This window comes from Paenibacillus sp. FSL H3-0302 (assembly GCF_037982245.1).
Classification (GTDB): domain Bacteria; phylum Bacillota; class Bacilli; order Paenibacillales; family Paenibacillaceae; genus Paenibacillus_AQ; species Paenibacillus_AQ odorifer.
The window spans coordinates 1,919,372-1,940,012 of sequence record NZ_CP150284.1 but is presented as its reverse complement, the minus strand read 5'-3'; the positions used below and the strand labels follow the sequence as shown (position 1 = coordinate 1,940,012).

The 20,641-nt window shown below is 46.8% G+C and carries 14 protein-coding genes and 1 other annotated feature; of the genes, 7 read left to right on the top strand and 7 right to left on the bottom strand.

Going from position 1 to position 20,641, the window contains the following annotated elements; all coding sequences use genetic code 11:
* Window positions 1-151 precede the first annotated feature (151 nt).
* Complete coding sequence (locus tag MHH50_RS08435; protein ID WP_340034192.1) at window positions 152-1,402, top strand: FAD-dependent oxidoreductase; 1,251 nt, start codon at window positions 152-154, stop codon at window positions 1,400-1,402.
* Between the two features lie 439 nt (window positions 1,403-1,841).
* Here MHH50_RS08435 and MHH50_RS08430 read toward each other — a convergent pair whose 3' ends face one another.
* From MHH50_RS08430 to MHH50_RS08420, 3 genes are all read right to left on the bottom strand, one after another.
* Complete coding sequence (locus MHH50_RS08430) at window positions 1,842-2,387, bottom strand: hypothetical protein (protein ID WP_051491295.1); 546 nt, start codon at window positions 2,385-2,387, stop codon at window positions 1,842-1,844.
* 212 nt (window positions 2,388-2,599) lie between these two features.
* Window positions 2,600-3,019, bottom strand: coding sequence for a DUF350 domain-containing protein (locus MHH50_RS08425; RefSeq protein ID WP_036683543.1), 420 nt, complete (start codon window positions 3,017-3,019; stop codon window positions 2,600-2,602).
* Window positions 3,020-3,050: 31 nt separating this feature from the next.
* Entirely contained in the window at window positions 3,051-5,417 is a 2,367-nt protein-coding gene (locus MHH50_RS08420) for an endonuclease MutS2 (RefSeq protein WP_340034191.1), read from the bottom strand.
* A gap of 152 nt (window positions 5,418-5,569) precedes the next feature.
* On the opposite strand from MHH50_RS08420, the gene MHH50_RS08415 reads away from it, so the two are divergent.
* Window positions 5,570-5,917: a phage holin family protein gene (locus MHH50_RS08415; protein ID WP_036683548.1), complete on the top strand. Its 348-nt coding sequence runs from the start codon at window positions 5,570-5,572 to the stop codon at window positions 5,915-5,917.
* Window positions 5,918-5,987: 70 nt separating this feature from the next.
* On the opposite strand, the gene MHH50_RS08410 is transcribed toward MHH50_RS08415, so the two are convergent.
* Window positions 5,988-7,055: a GGDEF domain-containing protein gene (locus MHH50_RS08410; RefSeq protein WP_076126393.1), complete on the bottom strand. Its 1,068-nt coding sequence runs from the start codon at window positions 7,053-7,055 to the stop codon at window positions 5,988-5,990.
* Between the two features lie 315 nt (window positions 7,056-7,370).
* Here MHH50_RS08410 and MHH50_RS08405 point away from each other — a divergent pair, with 315 nt between their 5' ends.
* Window positions 7,371-7,724 (top strand): cupredoxin domain-containing protein, encoded by a 354-nt coding sequence (locus MHH50_RS08405; RefSeq protein WP_254847636.1) that lies wholly within the window; start codon window positions 7,371-7,373, stop codon window positions 7,722-7,724.
* Between the two features lie 138 nt (window positions 7,725-7,862).
* On the opposite strand, the gene MHH50_RS08400 is transcribed toward MHH50_RS08405, so the two are convergent.
* The 3 genes from MHH50_RS08400 to pheS form a co-directional block, all read right to left on the bottom strand.
* Entirely contained in the window at window positions 7,863-9,986 is a 2,124-nt protein-coding gene (locus tag MHH50_RS08400; protein WP_076303837.1) for a hypothetical protein, read from the bottom strand.
* A 199-nt stretch (window positions 9,987-10,185) separates the two neighbouring features.
* The gene (gene pheT, locus MHH50_RS08395) at window positions 10,186-12,630 is read right to left on the bottom strand and encodes a phenylalanine--tRNA ligase subunit beta (protein WP_340034190.1); all 2,445 of its coding nucleotides are present in this window, start codon (window positions 12,628-12,630) and stop codon (window positions 10,186-10,188) included.
* Between the two features lie 118 nt (window positions 12,631-12,748).
* Window positions 12,749-13,783 carry a phenylalanine--tRNA ligase subunit alpha gene (gene pheS, locus MHH50_RS08390; RefSeq protein ID WP_076126387.1) on the bottom strand — a complete coding sequence of 345 codons (1,035 nt, stop codon included), beginning with the start codon at window positions 13,781-13,783 and terminating at the stop codon, window positions 12,749-12,751.
* 60 nt (window positions 13,784-13,843) lie between these two features.
* Window positions 13,844-14,130 (bottom strand) — a binding site (T-box leader).
* Window positions 14,131-14,395: 265 nt separating this feature from the next.
* On the opposite strand from pheS, the gene MHH50_RS08385 reads away from it, so the two are divergent.
* From MHH50_RS08385 to MHH50_RS08370, 4 genes are read left to right on the top strand one after another with little or no spacing between them, the layout of a single operon-like run.
* Complete coding sequence (locus MHH50_RS08385) at window positions 14,396-16,957, top strand: hypothetical protein (RefSeq protein ID WP_340034189.1); 2,562 nt, start codon at window positions 14,396-14,398, stop codon at window positions 16,955-16,957.
* A gap of 24 nt (window positions 16,958-16,981) precedes the next feature.
* On the top strand, window positions 16,982-18,442 hold the full coding sequence (locus MHH50_RS08380; protein WP_340034188.1) for an efflux RND transporter periplasmic adaptor subunit: 1,461 nt from the start codon (window positions 16,982-16,984) through the stop codon (window positions 18,440-18,442).
* Window positions 18,439-19,137, top strand: coding sequence for an ABC transporter ATP-binding protein (locus MHH50_RS08375; protein ID WP_076126381.1), 699 nt, complete (start codon window positions 18,439-18,441; stop codon window positions 19,135-19,137). Before MHH50_RS08380 ends, MHH50_RS08375 begins: the two co-directional genes overlap by 4 nt.
* Complete coding sequence (locus MHH50_RS08370; protein WP_139329884.1) at window positions 19,134-20,306, top strand: ABC transporter permease; 1,173 nt, start codon at window positions 19,134-19,136, stop codon at window positions 20,304-20,306. Before MHH50_RS08375 ends, MHH50_RS08370 begins: the two co-directional genes overlap by 4 nt.
* Window positions 20,307-20,641 lie beyond the last annotated feature (335 nt).

The window sequence follows — 20,641 nt, the reverse complement described above, 5'->3', positions numbered from 1 at the left end:
ATTCATACAGGCTTTAGTATGCCGCCTATGCCCGCGATTTATTTGCCGAAAGGCACTAGAGAGTTATGACAGAAATAAGAACATACCGCGAATGAGACGATAAAATGCCGCCAATACTAAATCACGGCACGAATGAAGGAGCGAACAATTCATGAATTTAAATAGTGGAAATACACCTTGGTCAAGCACTTTACAGAACCCTCCAACTTACCCCTCTCTAGAAGGTACTATTCATTGTGATTGCCTGGTTGTAGGCGCCGGAATGGGTGGGGCAATGGCCGCCTATCGCTTGTCCTTAAGTGGAGCAGATGCTGTTCTGATCGAAAAAAGACGGGTCGGCAGCGGCAGCTCGCATGCTAACACTGGACTCCTGCAGATTTCCAACGATAAATCGTTAACCTCATGTATGAACACCTTTGGGCAAAAGAACGGTTTGCTCTTTTATCAGTTATGCCAGGCTGGGGTAAGGAACATTCTGGACCTGCCGGACAAGCTCGATATCGATCCGCAGATCATTCCTCGCAGCAGTCTTTTGTATGCCAGCACTCCTGCGGATGTACCTGCATTGCGGGAAGAATATGAGAATCTCGTGGCTAATGGCTTCGATTCTGAATTTTGGGAAGAGGATAAGATTGCAGCTCTGTACTCTTTTTCAAAACCAGCAGGACTTTATTCACGTGGGGATGCCGAAGCGAATCCTTATCGAACGGTGCACAGCCTAATCGCCAAGGCAGCGTCGAATGGCGTCCGCGTCTTTGAACAGAGCGAAGCGAAACATTATGAGTTTACTGAGGATGGCGTGATTTGCCACACAGAAAATGGCCGGATTATTGCCAAGGATGTTATTTTTGCAATGGGTTATGAAACACAGGAATTCAAAAAAGACCGGGGCGCTGAGCTGATCAACACGTATGCAGTGATGACCAAACCTCTAAAGGATTTTCCAAAGTGGCATGAGCGTAGCCTGCTGTGGGAGACAGCCCGCCCTTATTTATATTTTCGGACAACCCCTGAAGGCAGGATTATTGCGGGAGGTAAGGATGAGCAGCTGACAGACCCCGAACGTCGTGAGGTCCGAGTGATTTCTCAAGGTCAAAAATTGCTCGAAGAGATTGAAGCCTTATTTCCAGAAATTAAAGGCATTGAGCTGGAGTACTCTTGGGGTGCTGTGTTCGGTTCTACTCGTGATGGGCTTCCATATATCGGCCCACATCCAAAGTTCCCTCACTGTTACTTCATCGAGGGCTACGGAGGCAATGGGACGGTGTACAGTATGATCGCTGCGGAGTTGTTAACGGATACGATTGCCGGCAAACATCGGCCTGAGTTAGATTTATTCTCACTCACCCGGTCAGCCAAACCCTCTCCTTCTAAGAGTTTGGACGTGATGAAACAGAACTGATTTTGTAGATAATAAAAACGGGGCTGGCCCTCGCAGCCGCTTCACTGCTTTTTGGACAACCCCGCTTTTTATTTTCCCTGCTTCAATCATAAATCCATCATCCCATGGAGCTTACGGACTCAGTTGACGTTATTTACATGTTTTTAGCCTTTAAAGCAAGGTTTCGGACTCCAGTGATGCTATCCTTGGAAAGAGGCCCATATATAGGCGTTTTTCAAGCCAATAGCTGCACTGGAGTCCGATAGCATTCCAAATATCGGATAATGGTGCGATTAAGGCCGGTTGTGTCCGTTAGCGGGTTACTATGCGCATCCGACAGTGATTACATATACGCACGCTTCCGACAACGGTCAACGGTCAAGTAAGGTCCAAAAAAAGAAGGGGCACGCCCCAGCAGCTATTAGCTTATGGGACGCCCCCTTTCTTTATATACTTATTCTTACGCCTGAGCGTTGCTCAAATTGCGTACGAGCTGAATCCGATCTTCCTGTGCCAGACTGTGTTGAACATGGAAGCAGGAAGGACAAACGTAAACATTGAGTGAGAATGGAGCGGTTAATACCGACTTACCTAGTGTAGCTGGAGCAGACGGCTCAAAGCTGCTCACAGGCTGCTTACCCGCAAGGATCGTAAGCTCATGGCATTGAGTACATTCCGGAGCTTCCTCCTGAATGGCCAGAATAGCTGAGACACTCTCTTCGTACTTATTCAAGTCATAATCATCGCCGAATTGATTAAGCGTATTATAGATTGGAACTACGCTGTCTTTATCAGGCTCTCCCCAAAGATCATCGTCATTAACAACCTCTTGTTTGGGTTCCTCTACGACTTCCTCTACTTCTTCTTCTTCGATGCCATCAATCCCAACAGTGACCGTACGGTATCCGCTAAGCTCATTGTTACAGTGAGGACAATTCTCCTCAGGTCCAAATTCCTCGTCCCATACAATTTCAGTATGACACCAAGGGCATACAGTTGTTTCCATCTTTATAATCTCCTTCATACTTTCACTTTTAAATTTAATTCATCATTAAATAAATAATACCGGCTGCTATAAAAGCAATCGCTGACAGAAACAGAACTCGGGTGAGAATCTTCATGATTTCCTCCTAAGATACCCCACAAAGAGTGGGACTGCTCAATTCAAAGCTTGTCCAGATCCATAATCCTTTGCAGGGTGTCCTTATAAGGACGGATTTAAAAAATAGCCGCACCTATTACATAAGACAACGATACCGAGATCAGCATGGCAATAAGTCCAACAGCACGGTTATCCGCAGCGATCTCCTCGTCAATAGAGAATACAGGGGTCAGAAATTCAAATAAAAAATAGGCAAGCAGCAGCAGCAAAAAACCGACGACGGACCACTTCATTGTCTCGTAAATTGAAACACCAGCTTCAATACTGAAACGCAGTACGTTGCAAATTCCGAAGATTTTGCCGCCTGTCGCCATTGCCACTGCCAGGTTTCCCTTACGAATTTCTTCCCAGCAATTATATTTCGTTACCATTTCAAAAAAAGACAGAAATACAACCAGCCCAAGAATCGCCACTGCAAAGTAGCCAAGCAAGGCACCTAGCGGATGACCCAGCAAAAGATCAATATCTTCTTGCACGCTTTCCCCTTCTTTCTGCCGGGAAATCCCGCTATTGCAGCTCAGCCACAGTTACGCCCGCGCCGCCTTCGTTATAATTCCCGAGCCGATAACTCTTCACATGCTTGTGCTTACGCAAATATTCCTGAATTCCTGTGCGCAGCACACCCGTTCCTTTACCATGAATGATGGCGATCTGGCCCAGATTACCTAAAAAGGCTTCATCGATAAAACGATCTGTCTCCATGATAGCTTCCTCCAGGTTAGTCCCGCGCAAATCCAGTTCACTGCGAATGTTCTCATCACGGGAACGTTTGACGGTTGTCGCATGGCGAAGGGCCGTTGGCGCAGCTGTTGCTTTCGAGGAGAGCAATTCCAAATCATCCAGCCTTACCTTCATCTTCATAATGCCAAACTGCACCAGTGCCTCTTTAGTACCGCTTAGCTCCACCACAAAGCCCTTTTGGTTCAAGCTGTCGACTTTCACTTCATCTCCAGGACCAATTGTACGTGGAGCCTTGGTAGTCTTGCGGGTAACAGCCTTCTTGCGCGGTGATGGCTCAGCTTCATTCAGACGTCGCCGCGCTTCAATCAGCTTATGCTCTTTAACTGAAGCTCCTTCTTCCATAGCCAAGCGGCGCAAATCACTGATAATTTCCTCAGCTTCCTTACGCGCTTTGTCCAGGATCGCGCTGGCGTCCTTCTCAGCCTTCTCGAGGCGTTTCTCACGCTGGCTTTCCAGCTTCTCAAGCTCTTGCTGTTGTCTGCTGCGCAGCTCCTCCACTTCGCGGCGGATGCCCTCTGCACGTTCATGCTCCTGTTCCGCTCCCAGCCGATTCTCTTCGAGAGAAGCAATCATATGCTCCACGCGCAGATCTTCTTCCTTCACTTCGCCGCGGGCATGCTCCAGAATCGCATGAGGCAGGCCTAGACGCTCGGCAATCGCAAAGGCGTTACTTCGTCCGGGTACGCCGATCAACAAGCGATAGGTTGGGCTAAGGGTCTGGACATCAAATTCCATACTGGCATTGATAACTCCCTTACGCTCATAAGCGTATGCTTTCAGTTCGCTATAATGTGTTGTTGCGACCATCCGGCATTCGATCCGGTGAATATGCTCCAGAATGGCAATTGCCAGCGCAGAGCCTTCTGCCGGGTCGGTTCCAGCCCCCACCTCATCAAGCAGAATAAGGCTCTTAGGAGTCATTCTACGCAGAATGGAGATAATATTAGTCATATGACTAGAGAAGGTACTCAGACTTTGCTCAATGCTCTGTTCATCGCCAATATCAGCATAAATGGCATCAAACACACACATCTGGCTGCCTTCCTCTGCTGGAATAAACAAGCCGGACATCGACATTAAGCTCAACAAGCCGATGGTTTTGAGGGTAACGGTCTTACCACCGGTATTCGGTCCGGTTACGATAATTGAGCTGTATTGATTGCCCAGCTCCACGTCCAAAGGAACCACATGCTCCGCTGGAATAAGCGGATGCCGCCCTTTGCGCAGCTTAAGATAACCGCGGTCATTCATACGCGGCTGAGTAGCCTTCATATCACGAGCAAGACGCGCCTTGGAGAAGATGAAGTCCAGTTCTCCCAGAATATCAATATCGTAGGTCATTTCTTCCGCAATGTCGGCTACAAGTGCCGTCAGCCTGTGTAAAATGATCTCGATTTCCCGTTCCTCACGCAGCCGTGTTTCACGGAGTTTATTATTCATCGCCACAATAGACTCTGGCTCGATAAATAAAGTCGCTCCTGATCCAGACTGATCATGTACGATACCACCGAAATGGGCACGGTACTCCGCTTTTACAGGAATAACAAACCGATCACCACGAATGGTCACCAGCTGATCCTGCAGCATTTTCGCTACAGAAGACGAACGAATCATCGAATCCAGCTTCTCACGAATTCTGGTCTCTCCTCCGCGCAATTCACGGCGAATGTTAGCCAGCTCAGAACTAGCTGTATCAAGTACATCAGCATTCTCGTCTATACATAAACGGATGGCATCTTCCACATGTTTTTGCTCCGATAAAACGTCGCTCAGTGAGAACAGGAGCTCAATCTTTTCTTCCTCATGCATAGCTGCCAGGAAACGTTTGACTCTGCGTGCGCCGCCAATGGTATTTCCAACGGCCAGCAGCTCAGTTGTTCCCAGCATTCCGCCTATAGAAGCACGTTTTAGTGCAGCTCGAATATCGCTTACCCCGCCGAACGAAGGAATGCCCTTCAGGCGATCCACATTAGCCGCTTCATCCGTGGCTTGAAGCAGCTTCTTCACACCTTCGAAATCGCCGGAGGGCCTTAGCTGCTCCGCAGCCAATCTTCCCATGGGGGTTTGCGTATATTGCATTAATTTATTTAAAATCTTGCGATATTCAAGCGTATGCAAAATTTTGTCGTCCAATTACAGTCACAGCTCCCTTCATAGATGTTTCCATTATACAGAATTCAGGTCAATTTCGCTATTTGGGTCTTATTTTTAAGCATAGAATCACGTAATAAGGTCACAATAAGAACTGCACATATCCTTAGCATGGGCCAAAGGAGGTTAGTACAGTGAATTTCTTAAGTCATGTTGGTCGTTTTGTGGTCGCAGCGCTTGTTCTGATGGTTGTTGGCTGGATTGTTCCACAGTTCACGGTTGGTGGGTTCTGGAGCGCTTTAATCCTTGCACTGGTGATTGCGCTACTCGGCTGGGTAGTCGAAGGAATCTTCGGCAAAAAAGCAACGCCTTTCGGTCGTGGTATCGTCGGCTTTATTGTCAGTGCGGTAGTAATCTGGGTCGCTCAATTCGTAGTCAGCGGAGTCAGCGTATCCATTCTGGGTGCCATCTTAGCAGCTCTTGTCATTGGGATTATCGACCTGTTTCTGCCGGTATCCACTCCATTTGAGGCCGCTAAGTAACAAAAGCTCTTCACAACACAGAACCCCCTATTCCGGTTCTTCTCCGGCAATAAGGGGTTCTGTGTTGTTTTTATGCAAAAGACACAATCTCCTCTTTATGACTCTCCGCACAGTTGACCACTCTGTTCTTGCCTTGCTTTTTAGCGGTATAGAGCGCTTTGTCTGTTTTACGAAAGAGAAGCTCTTTTCCATCCCCAAGCTGATAATCACAAATTCCAATGCTCACGGTGATCGGCTTGTTACCAGCCTGCAAATGTTCAATTTGAGCAATATTTTTCCGTAATTTCTCTACTGCTTCATAGGACTCCGAGAAACTTTTATCTGTAAAAATCACAGCGAACTCTTCCCCGCCATATCTAGCCGCAAAATCATTTAACTCAATCATGCCGCCTACCTTGTCCGCTATCACCTTAAGTACAAGGTCTCCAACCCTGTGTCCGTAGGTATCATTCACTTGCTTGAAGTTATCAATATCGAAAAGAGCCAGCTGTAGCTGAAGGTTGTTGCTTTCACATTGCTCCAATAATGAATCCAAATATTCATGAAAGGTTTTATGATTATAGAGTCCAGTGAGTGCGTCTATCTTCAGCAGCTTATCCGAAATAGCCCTCTCCACCATTAGATCTTGGCCCGCCTTGGTTAATCTTTCTAAATTAATACGCGCTTCACGAGCACGAATAATTACTGCAATAGCCATCAGCACAAATACCAAAAATACACACTCTACCATCAAGAATTCAAGCAGCGGTTTATGTAGGAATGGCCGTTCCAACCCAAAATATACCCCGGCATAAAACACAATACTAAATAACCCCATTATGTACAGGAGCTTACGATCAAAATAAATAAGAGCAACCATAATCGGCATCATAAGTGTCATCTGAGCACCGTCAACAAAAGGCTCTAATACAAAATACATAAGATAGGACACTAAAAACCCGCAGCTAACCACCCCATATTTAGGGGACTGTTTACTATAACGCAGCCACAGCTCCGCAGTAATCATAAGGAACACAATTAGTAAATTACAGGCTATAAATAAATGCCATAGATTCGTATCCATGGTTGTTTTTATTTGGAGTCGGTCAATATTCGACAAAAACAGCAACTGTGAAATTAATAAAAGAATGACTACCATCCAATAGCCTTGTAAGATTCTACGGTGCCAAACCTCCGTACTTAGCGCATCATTAATACTTGTAATATGTATCCCCTACTTTTATACGTTAATGTAATAGCTTTCATTATAATAAATTTTAGTTATATTTTCATCATTTTTTTGCAATTTACGACAAAGTTTGAACAGTCTGCCTGTTCACATATTTTTCACATTTCATCAAAGCGCTTACTTAAATTTTAAGTTATGATGTCTACATAATTGTCACATTTTCACTATGCTTGGACTTCTTGGGAGGGGATTTAGATTATTAAAAAATTTGCAATTCTACTTTCAATGGTGTTCGTTATAGCACTTACAGCCTGTGGGAACAACAATGATAGTGCTGCTGGCAATACTAACACATCGGAGCCGGAAATCGAGGCAGAAACAGAACTCATAATCACAGCTACAAATTACAGCTTTGATCAGGAAGAATATCATCTAAAAAAGGGTGTTCCCGTCAAAATCATTTTTAAAAATGATGACGGCAATCACGGTATCCTTATTCCAGAGTTCGAGCTGCAGCTTAATGAAAAAAAATCCTCAAAGGTGATCGTACCCGAGGAAGCTGGAACTTTCGAAATGACCTGCTCCATTATGTGTGGCTCCGGACATAGCGGAATGAGAGCTACAATCATCGTGGAATAGATTACACATAAACAGCCGATTATTAGGGATTCCCCCTGAGATCGGCTGTTTTTTTAATTTGAGCTCATTAATAAAGAGAGCTGACCCGAAATAGATCTCTCTACTCATCAGGTCAGCTCTTTTACTTGCATCCGGCACTCAACTGTCTTGCTCGATCAGTTGAATCCATTCATTATATTCATTTTGTAGCTTGGCATATTCCTCTTTAAGGTTACGATGCTCATCTGTCAGCTTGTCAAGCTCTTCCTGACGCATTTCAAACTGGAGCTGCAACAAACGAAGCTGTCCTTGAACCATTTCATAGCTTTCACCAACTTCACCTAGCTGCTGAAGCACTTCGCTACGTTCACGATCAATAGCTTCCTGCTTCATTTCAGCCTCACCGGCTTCCTGCTGCCAAATGTCGATCTCCTCACGCAGCTTTGCTTCGAGATCCGTCCACTGCAGCTGCTGATCGGATAGTTCCTCGTACTTATGCTTCCAGGAAGCTCCGTACGCCTCTGCTTCCTTCAGCACTTCCTGTTGCTCAGCAACAGTAGCAGCAGCTTCACGACTAGCTTCAGATAACTCTTCTAAGCGTCGTGTTGCCTCTTCGCCTTCTTCCTGCAACAGTTGATATCTTTCCTGCAGGCGTTCTCCTTCTTGCAGTACATCGTCGTATTGAGCAATCAATTCCTCATAACGAACACGAAGCGCAGACAATTCCTTCTGAGCCTGCACACCTTGCTCCCGAAGTACCGCTGTTTCGCGTTCTGCATCTGTACGAAGCTGAACCTCCTGATCCAGCTGCTGTACTAATCCATCGGCTTGCCCACGTAGCGTGTCGATCTCTTTCTGGAGCAACACGGATTTCTCCTCAGACTCCAGCAGATTCATTTCCAGTTCACCAATATCTTCCATGCGTTTATCCGAAAGCTCCTGCCAGTTAGCCGCCTCTGCTGCTGATCCCGCAAGCTCTTCCTGAACACGGTGCAGATTTTCACTCGTCTCCTGTAGTGACGCTCTTAGCTCTGTAGCTTCATTCTGTGACTGTTGATAACGCTGGCGTAACTCTTCCAGCTCCTCATTCAACAGTGTGCCCAGCTCAGTAGCCGTGCGCAGCTCTTCACTGAGCTGTTCTTCACGTTTAACAATCGCTTCATATTGTCCAAGAAGCGTCTGTCTTGCATCTCGTTCACTCTTAAGACTGGCTTCAGCCGCACGTAATCTGGACTGAAGTTGCCCTGTCCCACCACGAAGCTCAGCCAGCTGTTTTTCCAGCTCTTGAATATTTTGCTTATGTCTATGCTCTTGAGTGCCTTGTGACTGCCGCAGTTCCTTATTCTTGGTTTGTTCCCGCTGCAGTGCTTCACGTTCTTCCGCCAGCTCTTTGCCTAACTTCGCTTTGGTACTCTCAAGCTCTTTACCTAAGGTCAACTTGGTATCTTCAAGCTCCTTACCTAACGTCAACTTGGTATCCTCAAGCTCCTTACCCAGCGTCAATCTGGTATCTTCGAGTTCTTTACCTAATGTAGACTTGGTAACCTCAAGCTCTTCCTCCAGTGTTGACTTGGTCACGGTCAGCTCAAGCTGCAGAGCAGACAGCGTGTCTGTCTTCTCCTTGGTCAGCGTCTCCCGGATGTTCTCCAGCTCTTGCAGATGAGCAGCCTTCTGCTCCTCCAGCTGCTGCAAACGGATGGCTTCCGCCTTCGCCAGTTCCTGCCGCTGGTGTTCACGACTAGCTGCCTGCTCTTCTTCGTAGCTTGTCCGCAGTGCTTGCAGCTCTATCTCGCGCTCAAGCAATTCTTCTTCCAGCTTCTTGCGTGCAGCTTCCACAGCTTGCACTGCCTCCTGAAGCTGTTCCGCATGTACCTTGCGTTCATTCTCCTGAATCTCCAAATGCCGCTTACGTTCTTCCTCCGCAGCAGCAATCAGTCGCCCAGCCTCTTCTTTGGCCGCAGCTTCAAGTCGCTCGAATTCTTCTTGCCGCTCCCGCTGTACCTCCAGCAGGCGAGATACTTCCAATCGCAGTTCACTGCGTTCACCTGTCATCATGTTTAGTTCATTTTTGAAGTCCTGAACCTGAATAGCCTGCTCCGCCATATGTACAGCTGCAAGCACCGCTATACGCGGTGTGTCCAGTCTGGTGTGAGATTTAGAAATCGTGCGCATATGTTCATCAACATAACGGGCCACTTGTTTCATATATTCAGTACTGCTTCCGACGAGTTTATAGGAAGTTCCGTATATCTCCACGGCGACACGTGTCCGGTCCATAGCCACAGTTGTGCCCTCCTTTGTATGTGTGCGGATTCTAAGCTAGTTTCACTTCTTCTATTGTAGCTTTTTTGGTAAGCATTTGGCAAAATCCCTAATATTCAATAGATTATGGCTGATATTCTCCGCTTTGCACTCTACCTAGAAAAAGCCGCAGCGAATCTCAGTTTCTAAATGGATTCGCTGCGGCTTTACACAATTCCTGCTACTTTCTTAATTCTGCACCAAAAGTTTGTTGAAGAGATGCTAATACCTTCTCATGCACCTCTCCTACTTCCTCATCAGTCAGTGTATGTTCACTATGACGATACAGCAGTGAGATCGCGATGCTCTTCTTTCCATTCTCCAGCTTACCACCAGTATAAACGTCAAATACCTGGACGGACTGGAGCAAAGTACCTCCGTTATCGCGGATGGAAGCTAGCAGATCACCCGCTGGTACAGCGGAATCCACGACCACAGCAATATCCCGCTCCATTCCTGGGAAACGCGGAAGCTCATTATATTGCAAACGGCTTTGCGCACTTTCATATAACGGCTGCAATAAAATTTCTGCCGCATAAGTATCCACCAGATCCAGCTGTCTTTGCAGATCCGGATGAATCTGTCCCATCGTTCCGATCTTCACACGACCCTCGTTTCCGAGTAAATATACCGACGCGGAACGCCCAGGATGATATCCTTCTGGACTATCTCCTACATAGACGATTTTATCGGTCAGCCCTAAATGAGCAAATACCGTTTCCAACGCACCCTTCAAATCAAAGAAGTCCACAGGCTGTGCCGAAACATTCCATTGCTTCACTGTTAAGCTTCCGCTAAGCAGCAGCCCCAGCACCGGCAGTTCGCGTGGCTGACGAGTCAACTGTTCTTCATCCGTGAAGAAGACGTTGCCGATTTCAAACAATGCCAAGTCGCTTTGACGACGATTGGTATTGTAGCTGGCAATATCCAAGAGTTGTGGTAGAAGGCTGGTACGCAGTACGCTGCGTTCTTCACTCATCGGCATAGCCAGCTTCACCGCTACTGCTCCTTCTGATAACTCAGGGAACATTGTGCTTTGTTGCGGCTGGATGAAGGAGTAACCCATCACCTCTTGGTAACCGCCATGTGACAATAGGCGACGCAGTTCACGACGGAGCGCTTGCTTGTGAGTTAGTGCTCCTGGCGTTGTAATTCCTTCAATTAGAGTCGTTGGAATATTGTCATACCCGTACAGGCGGGCAATTTCTTCAATAAGATCAACATCATAGCTGATATCGCCACGTCTGGTTGGGACTTGAACTTCAATCAGCCCTTGTGCGGTATCTCCACATTTGAAATGTAGACGGCCAAACAATGTCTTCACTTCCAACAAGGACAAATCCGTTCCCAGATAACGATTCAGTTTCTCTAAGGACAAGGTGAGAACCTTCTCTTGAACAGCGTCAGTTCCTGCTTGCACGATGCCTTCATGGACCGATCCGCCAGCATAACGTGCAATCAGTACGGCTGCACGGTTCAATGCAGGAATAACTGCACTTGGATCCACTTCCTTCTCGAAACGAAGGGAGGCTTCAGAGCGAAGTCCCAATTGACGCGAGGTTTTACGAATCGTTCCTCCATCAAACTTAGCAGATTCCAGAACAAGGTTTACCGTCTCAGCAGTAACCTCTGTATCCCGTCCACCCATTACTCCGGCCAGACCTACAGCTTTTACTCCATCAGCGATAACGAGCATTTGCGGCTCTAGCTTACGCTCTTGACCGTCAAGTGTAACCAAAACTTCACCTTCATGGGCAAGACGAACGCCGAGTTCTCCACCTTGTACTTTATCTGCATCAAAAGCATGCAGCGGCTGTCCATATTCCAGCATCACATAATTGGTAATGTCCACAATATTATTAATTGGACGAACCCCAGCAGCCATCAGACGATTCTGAATCCACAGCGGTGATGGTGCAGGTTTAACACCTGCAATATAACGAACTGCATAATGGCTGCAGTATTCTTCATCTTCAATCTTGACGGAAATGGAATCCGCAGCAGGACCACTGATCTCAATCATTTCGCTTTTTGGATCAGGTAATTTAACTTCACGCCCAAGAATTGCACTTACTTCATAAGCAGCACCAATCATGCTGAGGCAATCTGAACGGTTCGGAGTCAGATCGAATTCCAGAATCTCGTCATCTAAGCCGAGGACCTTGGAAATATCCTGACCAATCTCTGTCCCTTCAGGCAGCACAAGAATACCTTCTTGTTGCTCTTTTGGAAGCAATTTATCATTCAGTCCCAATTCTTTGGCCGAGCAGATCATTCCTTGCGACAGGACACCGCGCAGCTTGGCTTTTTTGATATCCAGTCCTGGCAGCTTAGCGCCAACCATTGCTACAGGTACAGTTTGACCTGCAGCTACATTTTTTGCGCCGCAAACGATTTGTAGCTCCTCATCTTGGCCCACATCCACGATACATACGTTCAGCTTGTCTGCATCAGGATGTTTTTCCTTTGATTTCACATAGCCGGTTACGATGCCGGAAATGCCTTTATTGCGGCGCTCTACGCCGTCAATCTCAATGCCGGCAGCGGTAATCTTCTCCGCTAGCTGTTCGGCGGTTACTCCTTCAATCGATGTATAATCAGCCAACCATCCGGTTGATACTTTCATATCCGCTCACTTCCTTTATGTTTCAGATGTATTTATTTCACTGTCGTTCGCGCTGCTTCCTGTGGGAGAACACTCCAAAGCCATTCTCCGCCACTATCAGCCAACGCGCCCACAAAAACTAAACGCCCTTGAATTGCTTCACAAAACTCATGTCATTACTATAGAAATGTCGGATGTCATCGATGCCGTATTTAAGCATCGCAATCCGCTCTACACCCATTCCGAAAGCGAAGCCGCTGTACTCAGCAGGATCATAGCCACCCATTTTCAGTACATTTGGATGCACCATACCTGCGCCAAGGATTTCTAACCATCCGCTTTGCTTGCATAGTCTGCAGCCATCGCCGCCACATTTGAAGCAGCTTACATCTACTTCAACACTTGGCTCAGTGAATGGGAAAAAGCTCGGACGAAGACGAATGCCTGTATTCGGTCCAAACATCTCCTGCACAAATTGTTGCAGGGTGCCCTTCAGATCACTCATTCGAATGTTACTTCCAATGACCAAACCTTCGATTTGGTGGAACTGGAAGGAATGCGTTGCATCATCATCATCACGGCGGAATACTTTACCCGGGCAGATGATTTTTACCGGAGCTTCACCGTTCATAGCCTGCATAGTACGAATCTGTACCGGCGAGGTTTGTGTGCGCATTAACAGGTCATCCGTTAAATAGAAAGAATCCTGCATATCACGTGCCGGGTGATTCTTAGGCAGATTTAGAGCTTCAAAGTTATAATAATCGGTCTCTACTTCCGGACCTTCAGCTACACGGTAGCCCATGCCGATAAAAATATCCTCAATCTCCTGTACGACTCTGCTAAGCGGGTGAATGCCCCCTTGCTGCATACGGCGACCCGGTAAGGTTACGTCTACTTTTTCAGCCTGCAGACGTTGCTGGGTTTCCTGCTCTTGAAAAGCCTCCTGCTTCGCGCCGATAATCTCCTCAATAGCACTGCGAACTTGATTCGCTACTTGCCCGATTACCGGACGTTCCTCAGCACTAAGTCCTCCCATACCGCGCAGAACCTCTGTAAGCTCACCTTTTTTACCGAGATACTTCACTCTTAGATCATTTAGTACCTGCGGATCCATAACCTCCTGCAGCTTAGCCAGCGCTTCAACCTTCAATGCTTCCAACTTCTCTTTCATGGCCGTGTACAGCCCCCTTCAATCATTGTCTAGTTCAACAAAAAAAGGCCTTTCCTCCCGGTAAGGGACGAAAAGACCGTGGTACCACCCTTGTTAGACAAGCTGATCTGTTCCCCTTAAGAGCTTCATTCCCTCTTTTGGCTGGAGCAGATACCTATCTCACTTTATACAGAAATAACGGTCTGTGACCGGTATCCCCTACCCTTCCCTATTAGACAACTTAAGGAATTCAGGGAACTGCTCCGGAGTGAACTTCGACAGCTCTGCTTCTTAGAAACGCTCTCAATCCGCGGCGTCTCCTCCCTGTAAGTCAGGCACTGTGTACTCTTCTCCATCACTGCATTTCACAATTCATGCTAATTGTCAGGTATCTCTTTACTACAAGAGATATGTCTCTTTATTATATGCAAAATCTGTCGTTTTGACAAGCTGGACAAAATTAGGCTAATTTTTATCTTCTTTTAAGCTGGCTTTAAGCTTCAGAGCCATTTTTCCAACTTTTTTTCAGCTAACATTCAGCGGAGCTTGATAATTTCCATTACTAGGAAGGCTTGCTTATCCACTCGGGTGCACCTTCGCAGACTATTAACTATCCTATTGGGAGGAAATCAAATGCATGTACGGAGAATAAAAGTAGCCGCGGTGCTGCTAAGCACAGCTGTACTTAGCCAATCTGCAGCGTATGGAGCTCATACCGCTTGGGCCGGGACTACATCCACCAAAATAGCAACAACAGCTTCCGTATCCGCTCTGGATAAACTAGGCTCCATAGCCTTGAAGACTAACATCAGCGCAAAGCTGACGGATGTCAGCTTATTAACTCAGGATGGCGGAAATATTCTTACATACACACTCAGCTACTCTAATGGAAGCAACGCTAGCCTCAATCTGGTGGACTTTTTCTCCAAAGTAACTACTAGCGGCGGTACAGTTATTCAAGGAAGCCCTATTACCAGCAGTGCAACCATCAAATCCATTGCCGCGAAAAGCAGTCAATCTATCACCTACTATGTAAACATCGGCAAATCCACCTCTTTAAACGGGGTCAAAATTTCATTGTACGGATGGGACTTCAACACCACCGATTATCAAAAAAAGCTAGGGAACTTCACCGTACCCACAGGATATTCACAAGCTGTCGCCAGAGGGCAGAGTAAAAAGATCACCCTAAACAATCTCCCTGTAACCACCAAGGCAGAGAGCCTGCAAATTTATAAATATAACGGTAAGGTCTATGCCAAGGTTGGTGTTAGCTTCACTAATCAAGGAACCAAGGTGCTCAGTGATACTGGACTTAAAGGATACCTCGCTTCCGCTGGAGGATCTGTATTTGAACTCGCACTTGATGACACCAGCACCAGCTATAAAGTACAGCCTCAGGAAAAGAAGACGATCTACTATTTGACGGAAATCCCTTCTTATATGAAGACAGACAACATGGCGCTGCAATTTGCCGGAGAAGATGCCTCATTAAAAATAGCGTTGCCGGTTGTCGCCTACAATCTCCCCGCTGCAACAACACCGGATCTTGTCGTAGCCAGCAATGTCACGAAGAAGCTTACAATCAGCAATAATACAGTCGAAACACAGCTGAAAACGGCTAACGTCTATGCTGACAATGGCAACGCAAAGTGGACACTACAGTTCCGCATCAAAAATAGCGGCAACAAAGCGGTGAATGTGCCTGCCTATGAACTTGCTATTAAAGCCGCTGAAGGGTATAGCTTTCCGGTAGATACGAAGGATTTTACCAGCCTAACATTGAAACCGCTTGAAGAAAAGATTATTGAACTCAGCGCAGATGTACCACTCACACTCAATCAAGGAACATTGCAGCTGCAAATGACTGAGCCGGCTGCTGAAGGCAAGATCATTTTTCCTACCGCCTATTATCAGATCCCTTACACGCTGCAAACTAACAATTGGCAGGACACGGAATACCCCATTGAGAACAGTCACGGTACATTTGTTGTCAAAATTGCAAACATTCAAAGACTCCCTTGGTCCGACAAAGACCAGATCGTAGCTAAAATCAACATCCGCAACACTAAATCAACCTCTGTTCAGCTTCCTGCGCTTACAAGTGTCGTCAAAGCTGGAGAAAGTGACATCAGCAGCACTTCCCAGGTTGTCTCAGAAAGTACGCAAACCATCCTCGGTCCAAATGAATCGGCTGCTGTGTATGTCGTAGCCAATGTTCCTTATAGCTATACTTTCAATCAATTAAAAATCACCCTGCAAGAAACTTCAGGTGAAAGTAAGCTTAACTTCCTTTCTCTAAGTACTACCCAACTGGACAGCCGGGTACAGAGTGTTGCAGCTGAAAATTCTTTCCATCTTGAGCTTGAAGGTAAAAAAGCGGAATTACTTGTACGCCGGACCCTCGTGTACCCAGGTACAGATTCAAATCTCTTGTACACAGAACTAGAAATGAACAGTGAGGAATCGCGTAAATCCGAACAGGCTCAGCTCGTAGCCTATTACAAAACACAAGACAATCAATATTATGAAGCCGAAGTCACCCAGTCCAAAACCTCCACCAGTCCTAACGGAAAAAGTCTGGTCACCCTCTGGAGTAAGCTCCCTCTCGGTATAGATCCAGCGAACCTTGTCCTTTACATCGGGGAGGGTGTTTCTGAAGGCAAGCTTACCGCTCCTGGCGGTCAATCGTCGGGTTACATCAATACGGTATCGCTTGGACTGAACCAGTTGGGGGTGGAGCCCAAAGGCAATCTTTTGAACGTGGAAATGTTTCCTTATACTCTATCCGTTACAAATGCAGTCGCCACCGTCACCGCTGGTAAAGATACGCTCAGCACTGCACTAACCTACAACATGTCAGCCAGCACGCTTTATGAATCAGGCACCTATGAGCACAAACTGGTGTTGGAGCTGATTGACCCCTTAGGACAAAGCATGGAAAAAACATTAACGCTTGGCACAGATCTACAATTAGGTAACTTCAAGTCGTACACCACAACCTTCACAAGCAGCCTGTACAAAACACTGGGTGGCGGCGCAATCCGGTTGAATCTATACGACGAATTCCAAGGCCATCGAAATCTGCTGGGAACACAAACCTATGTTGTCACTTATCAGGCGGCATCAACGACTTCGAACAGCAACTCTACTTCTGGTACAGATCCAGACACCAGCAATACATCCGGCAATTAATATGATGAGCTATGGAGGATAGAAATGAAGAAGAAAAAAATAGTGTTCTGGACTCTTGGAGTAGTAGTTGTAGCCACAGCAGGAATGCTGGTTTATACATTGTTACCTGATAAGAACAGTCAAGCCGCTGAAGCGCCTGTTAATACAGCTACCGTTACAAAGGGCGATATCGTAGTTAGTGTATCCGGAGCCGGCTCCGTGATTGCTACAGAAACTGGTAAAGTAAAAACGAAGGACAGCGGGACCGTAGCTGAGGTTCTTGTCAAAGAGGGCGATCTCGTGAAAAAAGGCCAGACTTTGATTACCTTTGAAGGCAATGATCTGAGTGACAATCTCAAGCAGGAGCAAACTTCACTTGCCTCACTTGAGACCGATCTTGAGGACAAGCAGGAGCAATATAAGAAGCTGGCCGTATCAGGTGCAGCAGAAGATGAGCTGGCAAATGCCAAACGTTCGATTGAAAAGGCCAAAACCGACATTTCGGCGCAACAGGAAAAAATAGCTTCTGTCCAAGAAGATATGCTTCCTCCTGATCCGTTAACGGCTCCTATTGACGGAACTGTAACGACAGTTAATATTGCAAGCGGTGAAAAAGCCATGGACGGCTCTGAACTCATCGACATTACCGATTATGCTAATTTAAGTGTAGTTGTGCAGGTGGATGAGCTTGATATTCCTACTGTAAAGCTAGGGATGCCTGCCACTATTTCATTGGATGCTCTGCCTGATACGGAATTCAAGGGCACGGTTACGAAAATAGCTAATGAGGGCACCGCCTCAAACGGTGTCTCCCTCTTCGATGTTACCATAGGTCTAACAAGCTCCGAAGGTGCTCTTGTTGGAATGTCTGCGGAAGTTTCAGTAACCACTGCTGAGAAAAAGGATGTATTAACAGTACCTATTGAAGCTGTACAAGAAAGAAACGGAAAATACACAGTTTCTATTCCTCTAGCAGCGGGTTCAGTCACAACTTCCAAAACTGCTGGCGAGGGCCAAGTACCAATGCCTAGCGGTGCCCCTGACGCTCGCGACGGCGCTATGCCCAGCGGGGCTCCTGACGCTCGCGACGGCGCTATGCCCAGCGGGGCTCCTGACGCTCGCGGCGACGCTATGCCCATCGGGGCTCCTGATGCTCGCGGCGGCGCTATGCCCAGCGGGGCTCCTGACGCTCGCAGCGGCGCTGCCGGTGGAAGAAATCGCGGCAATAGCTCAGGACAGATGGTCACTGTCGAAGTGGGTCTCCATGATGAGAGCAGCATTGAAATTGTCAGCGGACTCCATGAAGGGGACCAGGTGATCATCCCTACCGTAATCTCTACGAAAACCGGAACAACCAGCACGGAAACGGAAACTAGAGGTGGTATGGGCGGTATGGGTGGCGCTGGCTTCGGCGGCAGTGGCTTTAGTGGGGGTGGCGGCTTCACCGGAGGTGGCGCTGGTGGTATGGGCAGCGCACCAGGTGGTGGCGGAGGTGGCGGCAGATGAGTGCTTCAGCACCTCTGATCGAAGTTCACGACATGTCCCACGGCTACACAATGGCCGGAGAAACCATGACGGTCTTAAATAGCCTTTCCTTTACAATTGATCTGGGGGAGTTCGTAGCTATTATTGGTCCCTCCGGTTCTGGTAAATCAACACTCATGAATATGCTTGGTTGCCTCGATATCTCCGATGAAGGAAGTTATCTTCTAGATGGACAAGAGGTTCGCAAGTTATCCGACAATAAGCTCGCAACGATCCGCAATGAGAAGATCGGCTTTATCTTTCAAAATTTCAACCTGCTCCCCAAGCTGTCAGCCATTGAAAATGTGGAGCTGCCATTGATTTATCGTGGCCTCTCCCATCGGGAAAGAAGACAACTAGCACAGGAAGCACTCATTAAAGTAGGGCTGGAGGATCGGATGCATCACCGCCCTTCTGAGCTTTCGGGAGGACAGCAACAGCGGGTAGCGATTGCCCGGGCTATGGCGGGATCTCCCCCTATTCTACTCGCCGATGAACCAACCGGGGCACTGGATACGCGAACGGGGCAGGAAGTCATGCAAATGATACGTGAGTTGAATAAGCAAGGGCATACCATCATCCTTATCACACATGATCTGGAAATAGCTAAACAAGCGGAGCGGATTATTCGTATTCAGGATGGCAACCTCGTGGAAGATCGGAGGAATGCGGGGTGAAATTGTACCAAAGCATGAGAATGGCCCTGAAGAGCATCAACAGCAGTAAGGTTAGAGCGTTTTTAACGATGCTTGGGATTATTATTGGAGTCTCTTCGGTCATCATTCTTGTTTCTGTTGGACAAGGAACTACTTCACAGATCACAGAGCAGCTAAACGGACTAGGCACAAACCAACTCACTGTAAACATTACTGGCCGTGGGGCGACTACCTCTCTCACCTATGAGGAAGCCCTTGCTCTAGGGGATATAGAGGGTATAGCAAATGTAGCTCCTGTGATCAGCGGCAATGCTACAGCCAAGAACAAAACGGACAACGTTAGTGTAACTGTAGAAGGAATCACCCCCTCTTATGAGGAGGTTAAGGATTTTCATGTACAGGCGGGCCGCTTCTTGCTTGATATTGATAACGAATACCGGCAAAAGGTAGCGTTGATCGGTTCAGGTACGGCCGAAGATTTATTCGGTACAGATAATCCTGTAGGGCAGAAGGTCCAGTTAAACGGGATTAGCTATAAAATCGTTGGGCTTTTAGAAACAAAAGGCTCCAGTCTAAGTGGTTCCAACGACGATATCATACTAATTCCTATAAGCACTGCAGAACGCCAATTAAAAAGTAAAGGCGTCCGTTCCATCACCATTAAGACAACTTCAGCAGATACTGTAGCAGCTGCAAAAGAAAAACTGGAAAGTACGCTTGATGCTAAATTCAATTATGCGGATAATGCTTTTAGTGTGTTTGATTCTCAGGAAATGCTGGAAACTGTCAATTCCACAACAGATACACTTTCCATGGCGCTTGCAGGCATAGCAGGCATCTCACTTTTTGTCGGCGGCATCGGAATCATGAACATCATGATCGTATCTGTCAATGAAAGAACACGTGAGATTGGTATCCGTAAAGCAATTGGTGCCAAAAAATTCGATATCCTCGCTCAATTCATGATTGAATCCATCGTGCTCAGCGGTTTGGGTGGGGTGCTCGGGGTTGGCATTGGTGTCGCGGGCAGTTGGCTGCTGGGTAAATACTCAGCACTTACAGTTTCGATTGCTTGGGATATGGTACTGATCTCTTTTATTTTCTCCTTACTCATCGGTGTGATTTTTGGAATGATGCCTGCGAACAAAGCCGCACGACTTCGCCCCATTCACGCACTGCGTAACGAATAATGAATGATTAGCTGTCCTATAGTCATTAAGATGACTAAGGGCAGTTTTTTTTCAGCAGCTGTAAAAGGTATCATTTATGATCGAGTTGGGTAATAGGAACCATCGGTTTGAATATAGATAATTCAATAGGCCCATACACTAAACTTTAAATTTTGTCTTTTTGATTATTATCTGAGTAAAGATTGCTCTATAAGCAGCACGTCCTATATACTTGATATACTAGAAACTACCATTTACTCACACGTACACTTTCCTATGTTTTCCCACTATGTATACAACACCTCTTTTATCCCAAAAGCACCTTCAAACATCAGTGAATGAATTAAATTACGCCT

Excerpts from the sequence above, each read along its gene's own strand:
- MHH50_RS08435 (WP_340034192.1), top strand. The coding sequence starts at position 152 with ATGAATTTAAATAGTGGAAATACACCTTGGTCAAGCACTTTACAGAAC.
- MHH50_RS08430 (WP_051491295.1), bottom strand. The coding sequence starts at position 2,387 with ATGGAAACAACTGTATGCCCTTGGTGTCATACTGAAATTGTATGGGAC.
- MHH50_RS08410 (WP_076126393.1), bottom strand. The coding sequence starts at position 7,055 with ATGGTAGTCATTCTTTTATTAATTTCACAGTTGCTGTTTTTGTCGAAT.
- MHH50_RS08405 (WP_254847636.1), top strand. The coding sequence starts at position 7,371 with ATGGTGTTCGTTATAGCACTTACAGCCTGTGGGAACAACAATGATAGT.
- pheT (WP_340034190.1), bottom strand. The coding sequence starts at position 12,630 with ATGAAAGTATCAACCGGATGGTTGGCTGATTATACATCGATTGAAGGA.
- pheS (WP_076126387.1), bottom strand. The coding sequence starts at position 13,783 with ATGAAAGAGAAGTTGGAAGCATTGAAGGTTGAAGCGCTGGCTAAGCTG.
- MHH50_RS08385 (WP_340034189.1), top strand. The coding sequence starts at position 14,396 with ATGCATGTACGGAGAATAAAAGTAGCCGCGGTGCTGCTAAGCACAGCT.
- MHH50_RS08380 (WP_340034188.1), top strand. The coding sequence starts at position 16,982 with ATGAAGAAGAAAAAAATAGTGTTCTGGACTCTTGGAGTAGTAGTTGTA.
- MHH50_RS08375 (WP_076126381.1), top strand. The coding sequence starts at position 18,439 with ATGAGTGCTTCAGCACCTCTGATCGAAGTTCACGACATGTCCCACGGC.